We start from the raw sequence: 18,724 nt of genomic DNA on the forward strand, positions 1-18,724 counted from the left end.
CCCGACAGGAGCCCTTGAGAGAAATGCCACAGCTGAAAGCCTGATGCATTAACGCGGCAGCGTCGAACTGCCCATTAAGAACTCATCAATTGCACGGGCGGCCTGGCGGCCTTCGCGAATCGCCCAGACCACCAGCGACTGACCACGACGCATATCGCCTGCGGCGAAGACTTTTTTGACATTGGTGGCGTAACAACGATCACCATCCGTCGTGGCCTTTGCGTTACCACGGGCATCTTTATCCACGCCAAAAGATTCGAGAATAGACCTGATCGGTGACACAAAGCCCATGGCCAGGAAGACCAGATCGGCTTTCATGATTTTCTCGGTGCCTGGCACCTCGATCATCTTGCCGTCTTTCCATTCGACATGAACACTCTTTAGGCCGGTGAGTTTTCCGTTTTCGCCCAAAAACTCTTTGGTTGCAATCGCGAACTCACGCGTACAGCCCTCTTCGTGGCTCGACGATGTCCGCAGCTTGATCGGCCAGTACGGCCAAACGAGCGGCTTGTTTTCCTGCTCGGGTGGCTGGGGCATTAACTCAAACTGGGTCACGCTGGCAGCGCCATGGCGGTTTGATGTACCAACACAGTCCGATCCGGTGTCACCACCGCCAATCACGATCACATGCTTGCCGTCTGCACGAATCTGCGAATCAAACTTATCCCCCGCATTGACCTTGTTTTGTTGTGGCAAAAACTCCATGGCGAAATGAATGCCAGAGAGCTCACGGCCAGGAACCGGCAGATCACGTGGCTGCTCTGCACCACCCGTTAACAAAACCGCATCAAATTCGGCCATCAGGGCCTGCGGCGAAATGGTCTCTTTGGCCCAGTTGGTGACCTTGATGTCTTTGGGCAGCTCCGCTACCAGCACGCCCGTTTTAAAGGTCACACCTTCCGCCTTCATCTGATCAACACGCTGATCGATATGATGCTTTTCCATTTTGAAATCTGGAATGCCGTAACGAAGCAGGCCGCCAACGCGATCATTCTTCTCAAACACGGTCACCTCATGGCCTTCGCGAGCCAGCTGCTGTGCCGCTGCCAATCCTGCGGGACCGGAGCCGACAATTGCAACCTTTTTGCCGGTCTTGGCCTCGGGGGGCTGGGGCACCACCCAGCCCTCCTTCCAGCCGCGATCAATGATGGCGTGCTCAATGGATTTGATGCCGACTGGCAAGTCATTCACGTTCAGGGTGCAGGCGGCCTCACACGGCGCCGGGCAGATTCGGCCCGTGAACTCAGGAAAGTTATTGGTGGAGTGCAAAACATCCAGTGCACGTTTCCAATCCTGTTGGAAAACCAAATCATTAAAGTCAGGAATGATGTTGTTGACCGGGCAGCCGTTATTACAAAACGGCGTGCCGCAGTCCATACAACGGGCCGCCTGGGCCTTGGCCTGGTTGTCATCTAGCGCAATCACAAACTCTTTATAGTTTTTTAACCGTGCCTCGACAGGCAGATAGCCCTCTTCTTGGCGCTGAAATTCCATAAACCCAGTAATCTTGCCCATTACGCAGCTACCTTTTCTTTTTCAGATGTTTTCTTCTGAGCGAGCTCAGCAAGTGCGCGCCGATATTCATTTGGAAAGACCTTGACGAACTTCTCACGAGCCGCTGACCAGTTGTCCAGCAGCTCACGGGCCCGACGGCTGCCCGTCCAACGATGATGGTCCTCGATCAATTTCTTCAATGTTGCGTCGTCTTCCATTGGCGTCTTTTCAAGGGTCACCATGGCCTTGTTACAGCGCTGGTCAAATAGCCCATCTTCGTTATAAACATAAGCAAAGCCGCCCGACATGCCCGCTGCAAAGTTGCGGCCAGTCTTGCCAAGCACCACTACCGTGCCACCCGTCATGTATTCACAGCCGTGGTCGCCCGTACCTTCGACGACTGCTGTAGCACCAGACAAACGAACTGCAAAGCGCTCGCCGGCAACGCCGCTAAAGAATGCCTCGCCAGAGGTTGCGCCATAAAGCACGGTGTTACCGACGATGATGTTGTCGTGGGCCACGCCGCGAAAATCAATGCTTGGGCGAACCACAATACGCCCACCTGATAAGCCCTTGCCCGTGTAGTCGTTGGCATCACCAATCAGATAGAGCGTGATGCCCTTGGCCAAGAAGGCACCGAAGGACTGACCACCAGTTCCCTCTAGCTGAATCCGGATGGTGTCATCCGGCAGACCCTCGGGGTGGTGCTTGGTGACTTCGCCCGAAAGCATCGCGCCCACTGTGCGGTTCACATTACGAGCCACTTCCATAAACTGGACGCGTTCGCCTTTTTCAATCGCTGCTTTGGACTTCTGAATTAAGACATTATCCAGGGCCTTATCCAACCCATGGTCCTGAGTCTCGGTATGGAAGCAAGCCTTGGCAATCGTTTCTCTGAGCTGATAAAAAATCTTAGAAAAATCCAAACCCTGGGCCTTCCAGTGGGCAATGCCCTTGCGGGTATCGAGCAGATCAGCACGGCCGATCAGTTCGTCAAACGTAGCGATGCCGAGCTGGGCCATGATCTGGCGGACCTCTTCTGCAATAAAGAAGAAGTAATTCACGACATGCTCAGGCTTGCCGGTAAATTTCTTGCGCAGCACAGGGTCCTGGGTGGCCACACCCACCGGGCAGGTGTTGAGGTGGCATTTGCGCATCATGATGCAGCCCTCGACCACCAGTGGTGCAGTCGCAAAACCAAACTCGTCAGCACCCAAGAGCGCACCGATCACCACGTCACGGCCAGTCTTCATCTGTCCGTCGGCTTGCACACGAATACGGTTACGCAGACCATTCAACACCAGCGTCTGTTGGGTTTCGGCAAGGCCAATTTCCCATGGCGTGCCCGCATGTTTAATCGAAGACCAGGGCGATGCGCCAGTGCCGCCATCATGGCCAGAAATCACGACGTGATCACTCTTGGCCTTGGCCACACCCGCGGCCACCGTGCCCACACCAACTTCTGAAACCAGTTTGACTGAGATCGATGCATGGGGCGCCACGTTCTTTAAGTCGTGAATGAGCTGGGCCAAGTCTTCGATCGAATAAATATCATGGTGCGGTGGTGGTGAAATCAGTCCCACACCAGGAACCGAATAACGCAGTTTGCCGATGTAATCAGAGACCTTGCCACCAGGAAGTTGGCCGCCCTCGCCGGGTTTGGCGCCCTGGGCCATCTTGATCTGGATTTGATCAGCAGAGACCAGATATTCAGCGGTGACACCAAAACGGCCCGAAGCCACCTGCTTGATCTTGGAACGCAGCGAGTCACCCTCACTGAGTTCGTAGTCGGCCTCGACCACATCTTTGCCGATGATGTCCGAAACCTTGGTGCCCCGCGTAATCGAGATGCCTTTGAGCTCTTGGCGATAACGGTTGGCATCTTCGCCCCCCTCGCCGGTATTGCTCTTACCACCGATGCGGTTCATGGCAATGGCCAGCGTGGTGTGGGCCTCGGTTGAGATCGATCCGAGCGACATGGCGCCGGTCGCAAACCGTTTCACAATTTCTTTCGCTGGCTCCACTTCATCTAAGGGGATTGCCTTTGCCGGGTCGACCTTGAATTCAAACAAGCCGCGCAGCGTCATGTGACGTTTACTCTGATCATTAATGATCTGTGCGTACTCTTTGTAAGAATTCCAGTTGTTAGCGCGTGCCGAGTGCTGCAGCTTTGCAATCGCATCTGGCGTCCACATGTGGGCCTCGCCACGAGTACGCCAGGCGTATTCACCGCCCGTGTCCAGCATGCCCGCCAAAACCGGATCATTACTAAACGCTGCGGTATGGGTGCGGATGGCTTCTTCGGCAATTTCGAATACACCAATGCCCTCGACCTGACTGGATGTGCCCGTGAAATATTTGTCGATGGTGTCTTTGTTAATACCAATGGCCTCAAAAATTGCAGCGCCACAGTAAGACATATAGGTGCTGATGCCCATTTTGGACATGATTTTGGAAAGCCCCTTGCCGATAGCCTTCACATAGTTGTAAATCGCTTTTTCAGCAGACAGATCGCCGGGCAGATCGTTGTGGATTGCTGCCAGAGTCTCCATGGCCAAATACGGATGTACCGCTTCCGCACCATAGCCTGCTAGCACTGCGAAGTGATGGACTTCTCGCGCTGAACCGGTTTCCACCACCAGGCCCGCAAGGGTGCGCTTGCCTTCGCGAACCAAGTGCTGATGAATGGCAGAGAGTGCCAACAGCGCAGGAATCGCAACATGCTTGGCGCTGATATTGCGGTCACTCACAATCAAAATGTTCTTGCCGGAATTGATGGCATCGGTGGCCTCGGCGCATAGTGACGCCAGCTTGGCCTCAACCCCTTCGCGGCCCCAGTCCAGCGGGTAGGTGATATCCAAGACATAGCTCTTGAACTTGCCCTGGGTGTGACGCTCGATTTCACGAATCCGCTGCATATCGGCGAAATCCAGAATCGGCTGACTGACTTCTAAACGCAGGGGCGGGTTGACCTGGTTGATGTCCAACAGGTTTGGCCGGGGTCCAATAAAGGACACCAACGACATCACGATGGCTTCGCGGATCGGATCAATCGGCGGATTGGTGACCTGGGCAAACAGCTGCTTGAAATAGTTGTATAGGGGCTTACTGCGATCAGACAATACGGCCAGCGGGGAATCATTTCCCATGGAACCAATCGCCTCTTCACCATTGGCGGCCATGGGTGCCATTAGAAACTTAATATCTTCTTGGGTGAATCCAAAGGCCTGTTGGCGATCAAGCAACTCCACTCTTGATACTGGCGGCACATTAGCGGGAGGTGAGTTTGCCCCCAAAGACTCCAGCCGAATACGCAGATTTTCAATCCACTGCTTGTAAGGTTTGGCCTTGGTCAGAGATGTCTTTAACTCTTCGTCGTCGATCATCCGGCCCTGCTCTAAATCGATCAGAAACATTTTGCCGGGCTGCAGACGCCATTTGCGAACGATCTTGCTCTCAGGAATTGGGAGCACACCGGATTCCGAGGCCATGATCACGAGATCATCATCCGTGACGCAATAGCGCGAAGGACGCAATCCATTGCGATCTAAAGTCGCGCCGATCTGGCGGCCATCGGTAAACACGATGGATGCGGGACCGTCCCAGGGCTCGAGCATGGCGGCGTGATATTCATAGAAGGCCTTGCGGCTCTCGTCCATGGTGGTGTGCTGCTCCCAGGGTTCCGGGATCATCATCATGGCAGCCTGCGCCAACGGATAGCCTGCAGCCACGAGCAATTCAATACAGTTATCGAAAGTTGCGGTGTCCGATTGATTTGCAAAACTAATGGGATAGAGTTTGTGCAAATCGTTGCCGAGTACTGGCGATGACATCACCCCCTCGCGCGCCACCATCCAGTTGTAGTTGCCCTTCACGGTGTTGATTTCGCCGTTGTGGGCGACCATACGATAGGGGTGAGCCAGTGACCAACGTGGGAAAGTATTGGTTGAGAAACGCTGGTGAACCAAGGCCAGTGCCGACACGCAGCGCGGATCCTTCAAATCTAAGTAGTATTCGCCGACTTGATCTGCAAGGAGCAGCCCTTTGTAGACGATAGTGCGGCTTGACATGCTCGGCACGTAATACTCTTTGCTGTGCTTGAGTTTCAGTTTCTGAATTGCACTCGATGCCGTCTTGCGGATCACGTAGAGCTTGCGCTCCAACGCGTCTTGCACAATCACATCCGTGCCGCGGCCAATAAAAATCTGGCGCATCACGGGCTCTTCTTTGCGCACCCGGGGGGACATCGGCATCTCTCGGTTGGTGGGCACGTCGCGCCAGCCAATCACCACCTGGTTTTCTGCCCGCACGGCTCGCTCCAACTCCTGCTCACAGGCAAGACGCGAGGCCTGCTCCTTGGGTAGAAACACATTGCCCACCCCGTATTCGCCAGGGGGCGGCAGGGTAATGCCCTGCTTGGCCATCTCTTCTCGGAAATAGGCATCGGGGATTTGGATCAAGATGCCTGCCCCGTCGCCCATCAGGGGGTCAGCGCCCACCGCACCCCGATGGTCCAGATTGCGCAGGATGTTTAAGCCCTGGGTAACGATGTCGTGGGACTTCTTGCCCTTGATGTGGGCAACGAACCCTACACCACAGGAATCGTGTTCGTTTTTCGGATCGTAAAGGCCTTGGGCTTGGGTCATGGTGCGTGGCAATAAACAAAAATGGGCCTGCCAATATAGCCCCATCAATGCCGCACATCAATCTAAAAAGAGTCTGAAACCCTTATAAAATATGATTATTAAATGGGGTCAGACAAATATTTATTGCGCCCTAAATTGGTGAAAACTAATAATAGTGACGTATCAAAATGGTGCGTCTTATGTATCGACCAGGCTCGATTTTGACGGTCTGCCACGCGGGCGGCGCACCCAACGCTGCCGTTCTTCGGGCGACAAACCCGCCATGGTCTGCTCTGTGACCCAAGGCCGGCCGCTGGACAGACCCTTGCGGATCGTCTCCCAGGTGGCCTCTGTAATCGACTGCTCAATCACCCCGGGATAGCGGGCCTCCCGCTCAAAGGGGGTGTTACCGAGTGCCCAATAACTGGGCAAGGCCGCCAATCGGGGTTCCGGGGTAAGGCCAAGGTGAGTCTGAAGACTTGACCATTTCCAGTCGACCGGTCTGTGGACCAGACCATCACGGACAGCAAGCCACTCAATCGCACGTTGGGCCAGCAGGCCGAAGGCCGGCTCGTCGATCCAGTAGGCGCGGTAGCGGCCCTCCCAGAGCGTGCCGTGTCGAGACCAGCGGGAATTGAATCGGCGGACATAGCTGCGGCCAACTTGTTGAACGACATCGGCCATGGCATCAGCCCGATGCGGCGTAACCAGCCAGTGGGATTCACTGGTGAGCAGACAGTAGGCATGCACGCGCAAACCGAACCCAATGCCGGCCTGCAAGAAAGACTCTAAGTAGGCCTTGCGGTCCTGATCGTCGCGGAAGATCTCCGCATTATCGTGACCACGCTGTACAAGGTGATAGGTCCGCCCGGGTCGTGCGTCACGCGCCTGTCTTGCCATCGAACCCTCGTGGGTACTCTTAGGATATGACTATCATGCGCCCGAGTCGGCTGGGGATGCAATCGCTTTTTGAATGACTTTGATGATTTCGTCGTCATCGACGGCCTGCATGTCCGCGTTTCCCATGCTGCGCAGCACCACATAACGGACCTTGCCTGCCTTTGATTTTTTGTCATGAGAGATCCAAGACAGATATTCAGAGGCCGGCCAGTCAGGCGGCACGGTTGGCAAATTTGCACGCGCAATCAATCGCGTGATGCGGTCCTGCATCTCTACTGTGATGCCCCCGAGACGACGAGACAGATCAGCCGCCAAGACCATGCCGCAACCAACCGCCTCGCCATGCAGCCACTTGCCATAGCCGAGTCCCGCCTCGATCGCATGGCCAAAGGTGTGGCCGAAGTTCAGAATTGCACGGCGAGCTGATTCACGCTCGTCTGAGGCCACCACCTGCGCCTTGAGTTCACAAGAGCGATAAATCGCGTAAGACAAGACCTCGGGATCGCGGGCCATGAGCCGGTCCATGTTGGCTTCCAACCACTCAAAAAAAGCCATATCAAGAATGCAGCCGTATTTGATAATTTCTGCAATGCCCGCACTCAATTCGCGATCCGGCAGGGTATTGAGCATGTCAATATCGATCAGCACAGCAACAGGCTGATAAAAGGCACCGATCATGTTTTTACCAAGGGGATGGTTAATCGCGGTTTTGCCCCCCACCGAGGAATCCACCTGAGACAGCAAGGTGGTGGGAATCTGCATAAACCGAATGCCACGCTGATAACAAGCTGCCGCGAAACCCGACATATCCCCAATCACACCACCGCCCAGGGCGACAAGCGTCTCACCGCGCTCAATACGCGCCTGCATCAAGACATCAAAAATCTTGTTCAGATTCTGCCAATCTTTAAACGCTTCCCCATCGGGCAGGGTCACCCGCACCACATGATGGCCGGCGGCTTCGATATTGCCGGCGACCATATCCGCATAAAGGGGGCCCACGGTTTCATTGGTCACCAACGCCACCCGCCCGGGCGCAAGCGCCTGCTTCCACAAGACGCTGTCTTTCGCAATGCCTGAGCCGATCCAGATTGGATAACTCCGATCGCCAAGACTCACCTGCAAGGTCTTCATATCGACAACACTCCCGCCTGCTTTAAACCATTTTCAATTGACCGCATCACCACCGAGACCGATGCACGCGTGGTGGGCACGACTAAATCTGCCACGGAACGATACAGCGGATCGCGTTTGGCATGCAGGGCAGCCAGCGTTGCCCTGGGGTCCTCAGATTTTAGGAGCAGGGGCCGGGAGGTGTCCGTTTTTAGCCGCTGCCAGAGCTGCTCGGGGTCTGCGTCTAGGTAGATCACAAATCCGGACGCTAGGGCCTGCCGGTTTTCGTCGAGCATGATGGCCCCACCCCCGGTGGTGATGACGTGACCAGAGAGCGACATGGCGTCGGCCAGGACCTTGGCCTCACGCCTGCGAAAGCCCTCTTCTCCCTCCAAATCAAAAATGGTGGGGATACTGGCCCCGCAGCGCCGCTCAATCTCGTGATCGGTGTCCAGAAAGGGGAGCCCATGGCGCTTGGCCAGGCGCTTGCCCACCGTGGTTTTTCCCGCCCCCATCAGGCCAACAAAAACGATATTCCGCATGGTTTGGAGTCTATCAGGCGATAAACTCTTGCCCATGAAAACGTTTTTGCGCTGGATGGCCTTTGGCCTGTCAAGCCTAGTGGCCGTGATCGCCATCGGTCTGCTGATCATCGCCTTGGCAACCCCAAGGCTTCCACCCATCACAACGGTGGCCGACTATCAGCCCAAGATGCCCCTGCGCATCATGACCGCCGACGGCGTGCTCATCGGCGAGTTCGGAGAAGAGCGCCGCAGTCTTGTGCGGCTGCCTGATGTGCCCAAGCATTTGGTTCAGGCCATTCTTGCCGCAGAAGATGATGGCTTTTTTCAACACCGTGGCATTGACTTCTACGGAATCGCACGGGCCATGGTGGCCAATATCTTTTCTGGCAGCAAATCCCAAGGCGCAAGCACGATCACCATGCAAGTCGCCCGAAACTTTTATCTATCCAGCGAAAAGACCTTCACCAGAAAAATTTATGAGGTACTGCTGGCCTCTGAGATTGAACGCAAGCTAACGAAGAACCAGATTCTTGAGCTCTATCTGAATCAGATCTATTTGGGCAAACGCGCCTATGGATTTGCTGCAGCATCCCAGACTTATTTCGGCAAAGACATTCGCCAGATCAGCCTTGCTGAAGCAGCAATGCTCGCGGGCTTACCCAAAGCGCCGTCTGCCTATAACCCTGCAGCCAACATACGTCGAGCCACCCAGCGGCAACACTATGTCTTGGGCCGCATGGAAAAACTTAATCTCATTAAAAAAAGTGAAGCTAACGCCGCACGTCAGGAAAAACTCAACATTATTGGCCGCAGTGATGACTACCCTGTGCGCGCACCCCACGTTGCTGAAATGGCACGGCAGTTGGTCTTTGAACAGTTCAAAGACGAGGCCTATACGCTTGGTCTCACGGTCTACACCACCATCACTGCCGAAGAGCAGCGGGCCGCGTATAAGGCGGTTCGCAATGGCCTGCTCGATTTTGATCGCAGGCAAGGCTGGCGCGGGCCAGAGGCCTTTATTACCCTGCCAAGCGGTAAAGATGCGATGGAAGATGCGATCGAAGATGCCCTTGAGGAGCGGCCCGATAGCGATGATTTGCTGACTGCGGTTGTGATGGATGTGAGCGAAGAAAAAGTAGTGGTACGCCGCAGCCGAAACCAACGCGTCGACATTACAGGAGAGGGGCTGAAATTTGCGAGCCCTGGCTTGTCATCCACCGCCCCGGCCGCCAAACGGCTGCGCAAAGGTGCCATCGTTCGAATCGCCCGGATGGACAACGGAGAGTTTGAAATTACACAGATGCCCCAGGTCGAATCCGCCTTGGTATCACTGCATTCTCAGACCGGCGCCATTCGATCTCTGATCGGTGGGTTTGACTTCAATCGCAATAAATTTAATCGTGTGACGCAGGCTTGGCGGCAACCTGGTTCGGCCTTTAAACCCTTTGTCTATTCCGCTGCGCTGACTCGCGGGTTTTCTCCTGCAACCATTGTCAACGACTCGCCCGTGAAATTTGATCCCGGCCAGACTGGGGGCCAAGCTTGGGACCCCAAAAACTACGACAACAAATACGAAGGGCCGATTAGCCTGCGTATGGGCCTGGCCAAGTCAAAAAACATGGTCTCGATCCGTATCTTGCACAGCATCGGCCCGCGATACGCCCAGGACTACGTCACGCGATTCGGATTTGAGCCCGAGAAAAATCCGCCCTATCTCACCATGGCGCTTGGTGCGGGCTCGGTAACTGTGATGCAGATGGCCCAGGGCTATGCGGTCTTTGCGAACGGTGGTTATCGCGTGAACCCGTATTTGATTGATCGTATTGTCGATCTGAAAGGCAGCGTCGTGGCCCGAGCCAAGCCGATTCGCGCCGGAATAGAGAGCCAACGGGTGATGGATCCGCGGCATGTCTTTATCGTGGATAGCCTGCTGCAAGAGGTTGTGAAATCAGGCACCGGCAGCCGGGCAGCCTCGCTCGGCCGGCCCGACCTTGGGGGCAAGACCGGCACCACCAACGACTCCCACGACGCCTGGTTCGCGGGCTATGGCACAAATGTCGCAAGCGTGGCCTGGGTCGGTTATGACCAACCCCGCAAGTTGGGTGACCGGGGTGAAACGGGGGGTGGCCTAGCCCTGCCCATCTGGATGGATTACATGAAGGTGGCGCTGGCTAAAACACCGCCAGCCACCCGCGTGATGCCAGCGGGCGTGCTGAATATTGGCGGCGAGTACTACACCCAAGAGAGCCGGCCAGGCGTTGGGGTAGCAAGCGTTGGCCTGCGCTGATTAAAAAGCCTAATCGATCGCACGGCCAAGAATGAGCTTGGCCTGTTCAGCCAATACCGCCCAAAAGTCTGTTCCGGTGCGAGTGTCCACCCATTGGCCCCCTTGGCACTGGAAATGAAACGCACCGTGGGGCGAGGCCAGCCAGATCTGTTGCATCGGCGTCTGGGGGTTAATGACGATCTTGCGGCCAGAATCAAACTCGATTTCTAAGACAGGCCCAACCCGACAAGCTTCGACATCTAAATCCTGCTCGTCAGCCCAGAGGTCGACCTTTGACTCAACGCCCCGCCAGACTGTAGCGACCTGATCCAAAAACTCAGTTTCCGTCATACTCTCATCCCATGGCGACACGACCACATCACCCTATTTTTCAAAAGAAACGCCGCGCATATCAAACGCTTATCGCGGCCATGCTATCGAGCGCAATTTTAGTCGGCTGCGGGCAAAAGGGCCCATTAACCCTGCCCAAGCCCCAGTTTCCGGCGCCGCCTGAAGAGCCGGCCAGCGGCGGTGGCGGACCCGGCCAAACAAAATAAGAACTTACAGCCCAACGCAAGAAATAATGAGTCAGCACCCTTTTACAAACGGCCCCTTAAAAGCATCTGCCTTTACAAGAGACGATACCGGCACCCTTTGCTGTGAAGGCCGGTCGCTCGCGCAGATTGCGGCCGAATTCGGCACACCCACCTTTGTGTATTCCGAGCGCATGATTGCCAGTGCCTACCAGGCCTTCGCCGAACCCGCGACAGCACAACGGGCACTCATTTGTTACGCACTAAAGGCCAACTCCAATCTGGCCATCATTCGCTTACTTGCCAAACAAGGCGCTGGGTTTGACATTGTGTCGCTTGGAGAGCTTGAACGCGTGCTTGCAGCAGGTGGCCGTGCCGACCGAATCGTATTTTCCGGCGTGGGGAAAAAACCGGCAGAGATTCGTGCAGCACTCACGGCTGGCATTAAGTGCATCAATGTTGAGTCTGAAGCGGAGCTTGAGATGGTGTCGCAGGCCGCAGTTGCCCTGGGTCTTTCCGCGCCCATTTCTCTACGCGTTAATCCAGACATTGATGCAAAAACGCATCCTTATATTTCCACTGGACTAAAAGAAAATAAGTTTGGTATTCCCATGGCCGAGGCGCTGCGGATCTATCAAAAGGCCATCAGCCTTCCCGGTATTTCGGTACAAGGCATTGATTGCCATATTGGTTCTCAGATCACGACCTTGCAGCCGTTTCTGGATTCGCTCGATAAAGTCTTGTTGCTCACCGACCAGCTACGGCAAGCCGGTATCGTCATCCACCATCTTGATCTTGGCGGTGGCCTTGGTATTTGCTACGACAACGAAACGCCGCCCGCCCCTGCAGAGATGTTAAACGCGCTCTTTGCCCGCATTACGGGCTGGGCCAAAGCCAATCAGATTGCCACACCCGAAATTTTGTTCGAATTTGGCCGGGCCATTGTTGGCAACGCCGGCGTGCTGCTCACCAGTGTCGAGCTTTTAAAGCCCAGCCCTGAGAAAAACTTTGCCGTGATCGATGCCGCAATGAATGACCTGATGCGGCCAGCGCTCTATGAAGCTTGGCATGGTGTTGAGCCCGTGAAAACAGGCCCGCACACTTCCGAAGCAAAGCCTTGGGATCTGGTGGGGCCGGTCTGCGAAAGCGGTGACTGGCTTGCCAAAGACCGTCATCTGGCACTTCAGCAAGGCGATGTGCTTGCCCTGCTATCGGCAGGTGCGTACGGCATGAGCATGAGTTCCAACTACAACAGCAGGCCTCGGGCAGCAGAAGTGTTGGTGGCGCAAAACGGTGATCTGCATCTCATTCGACGCAGAGAACAGTTTGAAGATTTAATTGGGCCCGAGCGTATCCCAAACTATTTGCGTGACTGAGCCAAGAAAAATCGTGCGGCGAAAAGTCCTGCAATCACCGTGAGGGCAATCAGCGGGTCTAAGAAATTATTTTTTCCCGCCCGGTGTAAAAAGAAATGCAGGCAAGACAGCAGGGCAACAGCATAGACGGCACGATGTAATTGCTTCCAACGGGGACCAAGTGCCCGCATTGATTGTTTGTTGGAAGTGATTGCCAGTGGCACCAGCAGGGCAAAGGCCGTTAGGCCTACCGTCACAAAAGGCCGCTTCAGGCCGTCTTGCAACACGGCAAACCAGACAAAATCGTGCTCAAAGGCCCAGAAACACAGCAAGTGAACCACCGCGTACGCAAAGGCCCACAGGCCGAGCATGCGTCGCACGCGAATCAACTCTGGCCAATGCCACCAATGTCGAAGCGGCGTGACGCCCAGCGTGACCAGAAGTAAGACCAGGCACCAAGTGCCCGTGGCCCGCAATAAAGTCTCCTGGGGATTTGTGCCGAGCTGATTGACAAAAGTGCGCCACACCAAATCCAGCAAAGGCATGGCCGCCAAGCACCAGAGGGCAAACTTTAATCGGACAATCGGGGCCAACGCAGTCGACATGGCGGCAACGAGGCCCTGTTGAGTTGGTTAATAAAACTTCTTCAGGTCCATGCCCGCGTACATATTACCGACGAGATCGGCGTAGCCATTAAAGAGCTGGGTCTTACGGCGGGGGCCAAAAATTCCCATGTTCTCGCCACCAAGCACACGCTCGGACGCCTGTGACCAGCGCGGGTGAGCAACATCCGGGTTCACGTTGGAATAAAAACCATATTCGTGTGGCGCAGCCAGGCTCCAGCTCGTGCTGGGCTGGGTGTCAGTAAAACGAATTTTCACAATGGATTTAATGCTTTTAAAGCCGTACTTCCACGGCACGACCAGGCGAATGGGCGCGCCATTTTGTGCTGGCAAAACAGATCCATACATGCCGAAGGTCAAGAGCGTTAAGGGGTGCTGGGCCTCGTCAAGACGTAATCCCTCTTGGTAGGGCCAACGCAATACGCGCGAGGACAAACCAGGCATCTGTTTGGAGTCCGCCAGTGTGGTGAATTCAACAAACTTTGCCGACCCAAGCGGCTGCACCTGCCGAATCAATTCAGAAAAAGAGTACCCCACCCAGGGGATCACCATCGACCAGCCCTCGACACAACGCAGCCGTGTAATGCGCTCTTCCATCGCGGCGAGCTTGCGTAAGTCGTCGACATCAAACACCCTTGGTTTGGCCACCATGCCCTCGACCGATAATTTCCAGGGGGCTGTTTTTAAACGACTCGGTGCATTTTCAAAAGGGTCTTCTTTTTCTAAACCAAACTCATAAAAGTTGTTGTAACTGGCCGCGTCTTCAAATGGAACAGGCTTTTCCATAAGCGAGTAGCGGCTAGGCTTACCCGGCAATGGACCAAGTTTTACAGGTTTAGATGACGCCAAAGCGGGAGTGGCGCCCACCGCAGTGGCCAAGGGCACTGCTGCTGCAACCCCTTGGCGAAGCGTGAAGCCCGTAAAGGCCGCGATTAATGAACGTCGTTGCTCATAAACCGACTGTGGTGTGATTTCTTTGTCTAAATCACTGCCCAGCAGACGGCGACGATCAGAGCGTGCCATAGGAATGCAGGCCCGAGAGGAACATGTTCACACCAAGGAATGCAAAGCCGGTAATCAGCAGGCCCACCAAAGCCCAGTAGGCCGCCACCTGACCACGCAGGCCTTTCATCATGCGCAGATGCAACCACGCTGCGTAGTTCAGCCAAACGATGAGTGCCCAGGTTTCTTTCGGGTCCCACTGCCAATACGTGCCCCAAGCCTCTGCAGCCCAGAGGGCACCAAGGATGGTGGCGACCGTAAAAAACGCAAAGCCCACCGCAATCGCACGGTACATGACATCGTCGAGAACATCTAATGAAGGCAGCGCATCACCAATGCGACGACGCAGGGCGACAATAGCGCCCACTAGGCCAGCGGAGATACCAAAGTACAAGGCCCAGTAGTCGGGCAGCCCCGAGCGACGAAATACCAAAGGCTCTGCGCACAAGAGCACCCCCAGAACAAATAAAGGGGCAAGCTTCCAAGTAGAGCGTGTGTGGGCGTTTTCTTTGATCAGATAGGCAAAGCCGACCATCGCAGCCAGAGAAAATGTACCGTAACCCACGAAGTTCGCGGGCACATGGATTTTCATCCACCAAGACTGCAACGCAGGCACCAGCGGCTGAATCTCGTGGGCTGAGCGGGCACCGATGTACCACAGCAGAAATCCCACTGCCGCCGAAATGATCAACAACACGAAGCCGCCAAGGGCGCGGGTTTTGTAGCGGCCTTCGTAGTAAAGATAAAACAAGGCGGTGATCACCGAAAAGAGAATGAAGACCTCGTAGAGGTTGCTAACTGGAATGTGGCCGACGTCTGGACTAATGAGATAAGACTCGTACCAACGCACCAAGAGGCCAATAAAGCCCATGGCACTTGCAGCCCAAGTCAGCAGGCTACCCATCCAGAGTGCTGTTGCGCCCTTGGATAACAGCCCAACCCAATACACCACTGTGGCCAGCGCAAAGAGTGCGCACATCCAGAGAATGGCGGACTGAGAAGAGAGGAAGTATTTCAATAAGAGATTGGTTTCGGCAGACGCAGAAGAACCGCCATACATCATGACGGCCGCCACCGATGCAATCGCACAGCCCAAGATGTAGGGCCGCAAGGCCGCCCAGAGGTAGCCCAAAAACACGACACCGGGTACACAGGCCCAAAGAATCACCAGCTCATAGATATCCATGAAGGACGCGTAACGCTGAGTGGCAAATGCCGCCCCCAGGCCAGCAATCAGTCCGATGCCCAGATCACGCAGACCCCACTTGCGTGCCGAGGCACTGGGGTCCGACGAAAGATTCGTAGCTAAAGTGTTCATGACTCAGGCGTCTCCTGCTAAATGCTTTTTACACGGTGTTATTCGATTTGACCGCAACGGTACTTCCCAATTGCTCTGTGACCTGACTTAAAGACGAAAATTCCTTTTGGAAATCCATGGTGAGACGGGGTGTGGAAGCGGCCAATTTCAACGTGGTGCGATCCCCATTGGGACTGAGCCAAATCCAGATCCGACGCTCCTGGATGTAGAGCATCGCGAAGATGCCCAAAGTAAGCAACAAACACCCCAGGTAGACGGTGGTCTTGCCGGGAGAGCGGGTGACCTGAAACACGCTGGCCTTGACCTCTTCAAACTCTTTTAGGGACACCAACATTGGCGCTCCAAAGAGTTGGGCGTCGCTGACCGCAGTCAAGGAGAGCTGGGCAAACTGCATGTTCTCGTCGTTTCTGGGCAGTGCCGGCAGGCCGTCTTTTACCCGGGCCTGTTGCCAGACTTCCCAGAAAGACCCGGCCAAAAGCCTGAGCACGACCTCGGCAGCCCGTTCGCGCTCGGCTTCGGGAACGGTGCTTTCCAGGATCCGGCCAAGCCCGTCAATCCCCCCTTCGGCGACCGCCGTTAGCGCCTTTTCTGCGCTTTCGGCCAAGGCACCCGAGACACCCGCCGGCGCCGAGCGGTCAGCAAATCGTTTGGCTGCAATTTTCCGAACGGCGGGATCGGTGAGCGCAGCCCGTATCCGCATGAATTCGTCGAGACTGTCTTTGGCATCTGCAGGGATGCGCAGGTACTTAAATTGCTCGTCTGGCGAGTTGCGAACCCCTGCTAAAAATACCCGAACCCCCTCAAGTTCAACCGGCAGCATGTAGGTATGAAACTCACGGGCTTGCCCGCTTTGATCGCGCAGCTTGTAGTTGATCGAGGGGCCGACATTACGGAGTGTGTTGGCCTTGTTGGTATTGACCGCGGGAGACAACACCGTGGACACATGTTTTTGAAATGGGTCTTCCGTGGCCGCGTTGTCGGTCGGTCCCCCCATGTTTTCGACATTGATGGCCTTAAAACCAGAGATTTCCAAAGAAATGTTCTGAGTGGAATTGCGCAATCCGATGGATTGGCCCACGTTAATGTCAATTGGCAGTGGATTACGCAGCGGGCCCATCATTGGGTAGGCCGCAAGTTTTAACTTCGATCCGCCATCGTCAAAGCTTGATTGGTAGATGGCAATGCCACGGTGAATCAAAGGCTTGTTCACCTCGATCGTGGCCGCCTTTTCTTCACCGGTTGCTTTGTCTTTCAGGACAACATCGCTGGCAAATAACTTCGGCATGCCTGTGGGGTAGTACTCAATCCGAAACTTGTTTAAGTGCAGCTCAAATGGCAAATCTAAGAGCAAAGCCCCATCGCCTTGCGGCACAACGGCCACATCAACGGTTGCCCCCTCTGGCACGAGTGAGTTGGCACGATAGGTCGGCGTGCTCACAGGAAGTCTTGCGCTTGCGGGCACCTCGTTACCACCAAAGGTGGCCATTTGTAATGGCTTTTTATCCCACCACCATGCGGCTGCTTTCAGTGGCAGTTCGCTATCTAAAAGCCCCCCAAGAGAGATCACCACAATCGAGAGGTGGGCGGCAATGTAACCAAAGCGGTTCGACGTGCCCTTGCGGGCGACCAACACCGGCTGGTTGGCGGATTCGGCCCCGGTTGCCTGACGCAACTTGTAGCCACGGCTTTCTAAAAATTTTCCAAGACTAGCAACAGCGCCTGTCGCGTTTGCTGGTGCGACATCGACCGCGACACGATGCTTAAATGCAGGGAACGTGGTGTCACGGACTTTTTCGCGCCAGGAGCGCGAGTCCTTTAACATTTTTGGTGTGTTGCGGATCAGGCACAAGCTGGTCGAAACCAACATCAGGCCCATGATCACCAAAAACCATGGTGCGTTGTAGACACGAAACACATCGAGCGCCGCTAATACTTCTGCCCAGAACGCGCCAAACTGATTCACGTAATTGATGGGTGCCGCGTTTTGTGAAACGACAGTACCAATCGCACTGGCGATACACACCACCATTAGGGCAGAAATCGCAAACCGCATAGAGCTCAACAGCTCTACGGTGTCGTCGATCCAGCGGCGATTTGTCGACAGCTCAATGCCGTGAGTCGATTGCGGCGCCGGCGGGAGATCAGAAGGTTGTGGATTGCTCATAGACGTTGGGGCGGTGTGGCCTCTTGCTCAGAAAACAAAGACGCCCCTGGGTGAGCAACCGGGGCGTCTTGTGGATCAAACTGAATTAACGCAGCGAGGCGATGTATTCAGACACCGCTGCGATATCGGACTCTGACATCTTTCCAGCAATGGTCATCATCTGAGCGCTGTTTTTGCGCTGACCAAGACGGAAGTTGTTCAGCGTGCCCTCGGTGTACTCGGGGTGCTGCCCAGCAAATCTGGGGTATTGGGCACCAATACCCGCACCGTTAGGGCTGTGGCAGCCAGCGCATGCTGGCACACCTTTTTCGGGAAGCCCGGCGCGATAAATCTTTTCGCCCACTGCCAGCAACTCTTTGCGTTTTGGCGACACTGGTTTCGGTGTCTGTTGTGAATAATACGCAGCAAGATTGGCGATGTCGTCTGGCGTTAGCATTGCTGCAAAACCGGCCATCACCGCGTTCTCGCGCTCAGCCACTTTTGCACCAGGTTTAACGCGGAAGTTGTGTAACTGTTTTTCTAAGTAGGCAGCATGCTGGCCTGCCAGAATTGGGTTCTGAGGAATCATGCTGTTGCCATCGGGCATATGACAGGCGGCACAGACTGCCGCAGCGGTGGCTTTACCCTTGGCCAAGTCGACTACCTTTTTGGCGGGCGCAGGCTCTGCCGCTGAAACAGGCGCGACCATCATAAACGAGGCTGCGGCGGCAGCCACGGTCAATAGCTTTCGGCCCATTGCGGCAGACTTTGATAAACGGCTTAGAGAAAGCATGTCAAACTGGCAACGCATAATTACTCCCGGCATAT

At 55.2% G+C, this 18,724-nt stretch carries 14 protein-coding genes; 3 read left to right on the forward strand and 11 right to left on the reverse strand.

Features of this window, described 5'->3' with window-relative positions; translation table 11 throughout:
- Positions 1-48: 48 nt before the first annotated feature.
- From AOB54_09455 to AOB54_09475, 5 genes are all read right to left on the reverse strand, one after another.
- Complete coding sequence (locus AOB54_09455) at positions 49-1,515, reverse strand: glutamate synthase subunit beta (protein ID WVN41683.1); 1,467 nt, start codon at positions 1,513-1,515, stop codon at positions 49-51.
- Entirely contained in the window at positions 1,515-6,140 is a 4,626-nt protein-coding gene (locus AOB54_09460; protein ID WVN41684.1) for a glutamate synthase-related protein, read from the reverse strand. The genes AOB54_09455 and AOB54_09460 overlap by 1 nt, the downstream gene beginning before the upstream one ends.
- 177 nt (positions 6,141-6,317) lie before the next feature.
- A complete protein-coding gene (locus AOB54_09465; protein WVN41685.1) occupies positions 6,318-7,019 on the reverse strand; it encodes a transposase in 702 nt (233 codons plus the stop codon).
- 33 nt (positions 7,020-7,052) lie between these two features.
- Positions 7,053-8,153: a 3-dehydroquinate synthase gene (gene aroB / locus AOB54_09470; protein WVN41686.1), complete on the reverse strand. Its 1,101-nt coding sequence runs from the start codon at positions 8,151-8,153 to the stop codon at positions 7,053-7,055.
- Positions 8,150-8,674, reverse strand: coding sequence for a shikimate kinase (locus tag AOB54_09475; GenBank protein WVN41687.1), 525 nt, complete (start codon positions 8,672-8,674; stop codon positions 8,150-8,152). The genes aroB and AOB54_09475 overlap by 4 nt, the downstream gene beginning before the upstream one ends.
- 34 nt (positions 8,675-8,708) lie before the next feature.
- Here AOB54_09475 and AOB54_09480 point away from each other — a divergent pair, with 34 nt between their 5' ends.
- Complete coding sequence (locus tag AOB54_09480; GenBank protein ID WVN41688.1) at positions 8,709-10,943, forward strand: penicillin-binding protein 1A; 2,235 nt, start codon at positions 8,709-8,711, stop codon at positions 10,941-10,943.
- Between the two features lie 9 nt (positions 10,944-10,952).
- On the opposite strand, the gene cyaY is transcribed toward AOB54_09480, so the two are convergent.
- Complete coding sequence (gene cyaY / locus AOB54_09485) at positions 10,953-11,273, reverse strand: iron donor protein CyaY (protein WVN41689.1); 321 nt, start codon at positions 11,271-11,273, stop codon at positions 10,953-10,955.
- 11 nt (positions 11,274-11,284) lie between these two features.
- Between cyaY and AOB54_09490 the strand changes: the two genes are divergently transcribed.
- Entirely contained in the window at positions 11,285-11,479 is a 195-nt protein-coding gene (locus AOB54_09490) for a lipoprotein (protein ID WVN41690.1), read from the forward strand.
- Positions 11,480-11,505: 26 nt separating this feature from the next.
- Positions 11,506-12,831 carry a diaminopimelate decarboxylase gene (gene lysA, locus AOB54_09495; GenBank protein WVN41691.1) on the forward strand — a complete coding sequence of 442 codons (1,326 nt, stop codon included), beginning with the start codon at positions 11,506-11,508 and terminating at the stop codon, positions 12,829-12,831.
- Here the strand turns inward: lysA and AOB54_09500 are convergent.
- The 5 genes from AOB54_09500 to AOB54_09520 form a co-directional block, all read right to left on the reverse strand.
- A complete protein-coding gene (locus AOB54_09500; GenBank protein WVN41692.1) occupies positions 12,816-13,415 on the reverse strand; it encodes a protein-methionine-sulfoxide reductase heme-binding subunit MsrQ in 600 nt (199 codons plus the stop codon). The two genes, lysA and AOB54_09500, sit on opposite strands and share 16 nt — an antisense overlap.
- Positions 13,416-13,442: 27 nt before the next feature.
- Positions 13,443-14,462 carry a protein-methionine-sulfoxide reductase catalytic subunit MsrP gene (msrP, locus tag AOB54_09505; protein ID WVN42826.1) on the reverse strand — a complete coding sequence of 340 codons (1,020 nt, stop codon included), beginning with the start codon at positions 14,460-14,462 and terminating at the stop codon, positions 13,443-13,445.
- Entirely contained in the window at positions 14,443-15,753 is a 1,311-nt protein-coding gene (ccsB, locus tag AOB54_09510; GenBank protein WVN41693.1) for a c-type cytochrome biogenesis protein CcsB, read from the reverse strand. Before ccsB ends, msrP begins: the two co-directional genes overlap by 20 nt.
- A gap of 28 nt (positions 15,754-15,781) precedes the next feature.
- The gene (locus AOB54_09515; GenBank protein ID WVN41694.1) at positions 15,782-17,917 is read right to left on the reverse strand and encodes a cytochrome c biogenesis protein ResB; all 2,136 of its coding nucleotides are present in this window, start codon (positions 17,915-17,917) and stop codon (positions 15,782-15,784) included.
- A gap of 85 nt (positions 17,918-18,002) precedes the next feature.
- Positions 18,003-18,689, reverse strand: coding sequence for a c-type cytochrome (locus AOB54_09520; protein WVN41695.1), 687 nt, complete (start codon positions 18,687-18,689; stop codon positions 18,003-18,005).
- Between the last annotated feature and the right edge of the window lie 35 nt (positions 18,690-18,724).

The sequence above is a fragment of the beta proteobacterium MWH-UniP1 genome, assembly GCA_036362785.1.
Classification (GTDB): domain Bacteria; phylum Pseudomonadota; class Gammaproteobacteria; order Burkholderiales; family Burkholderiaceae_A; genus Lacustribacter.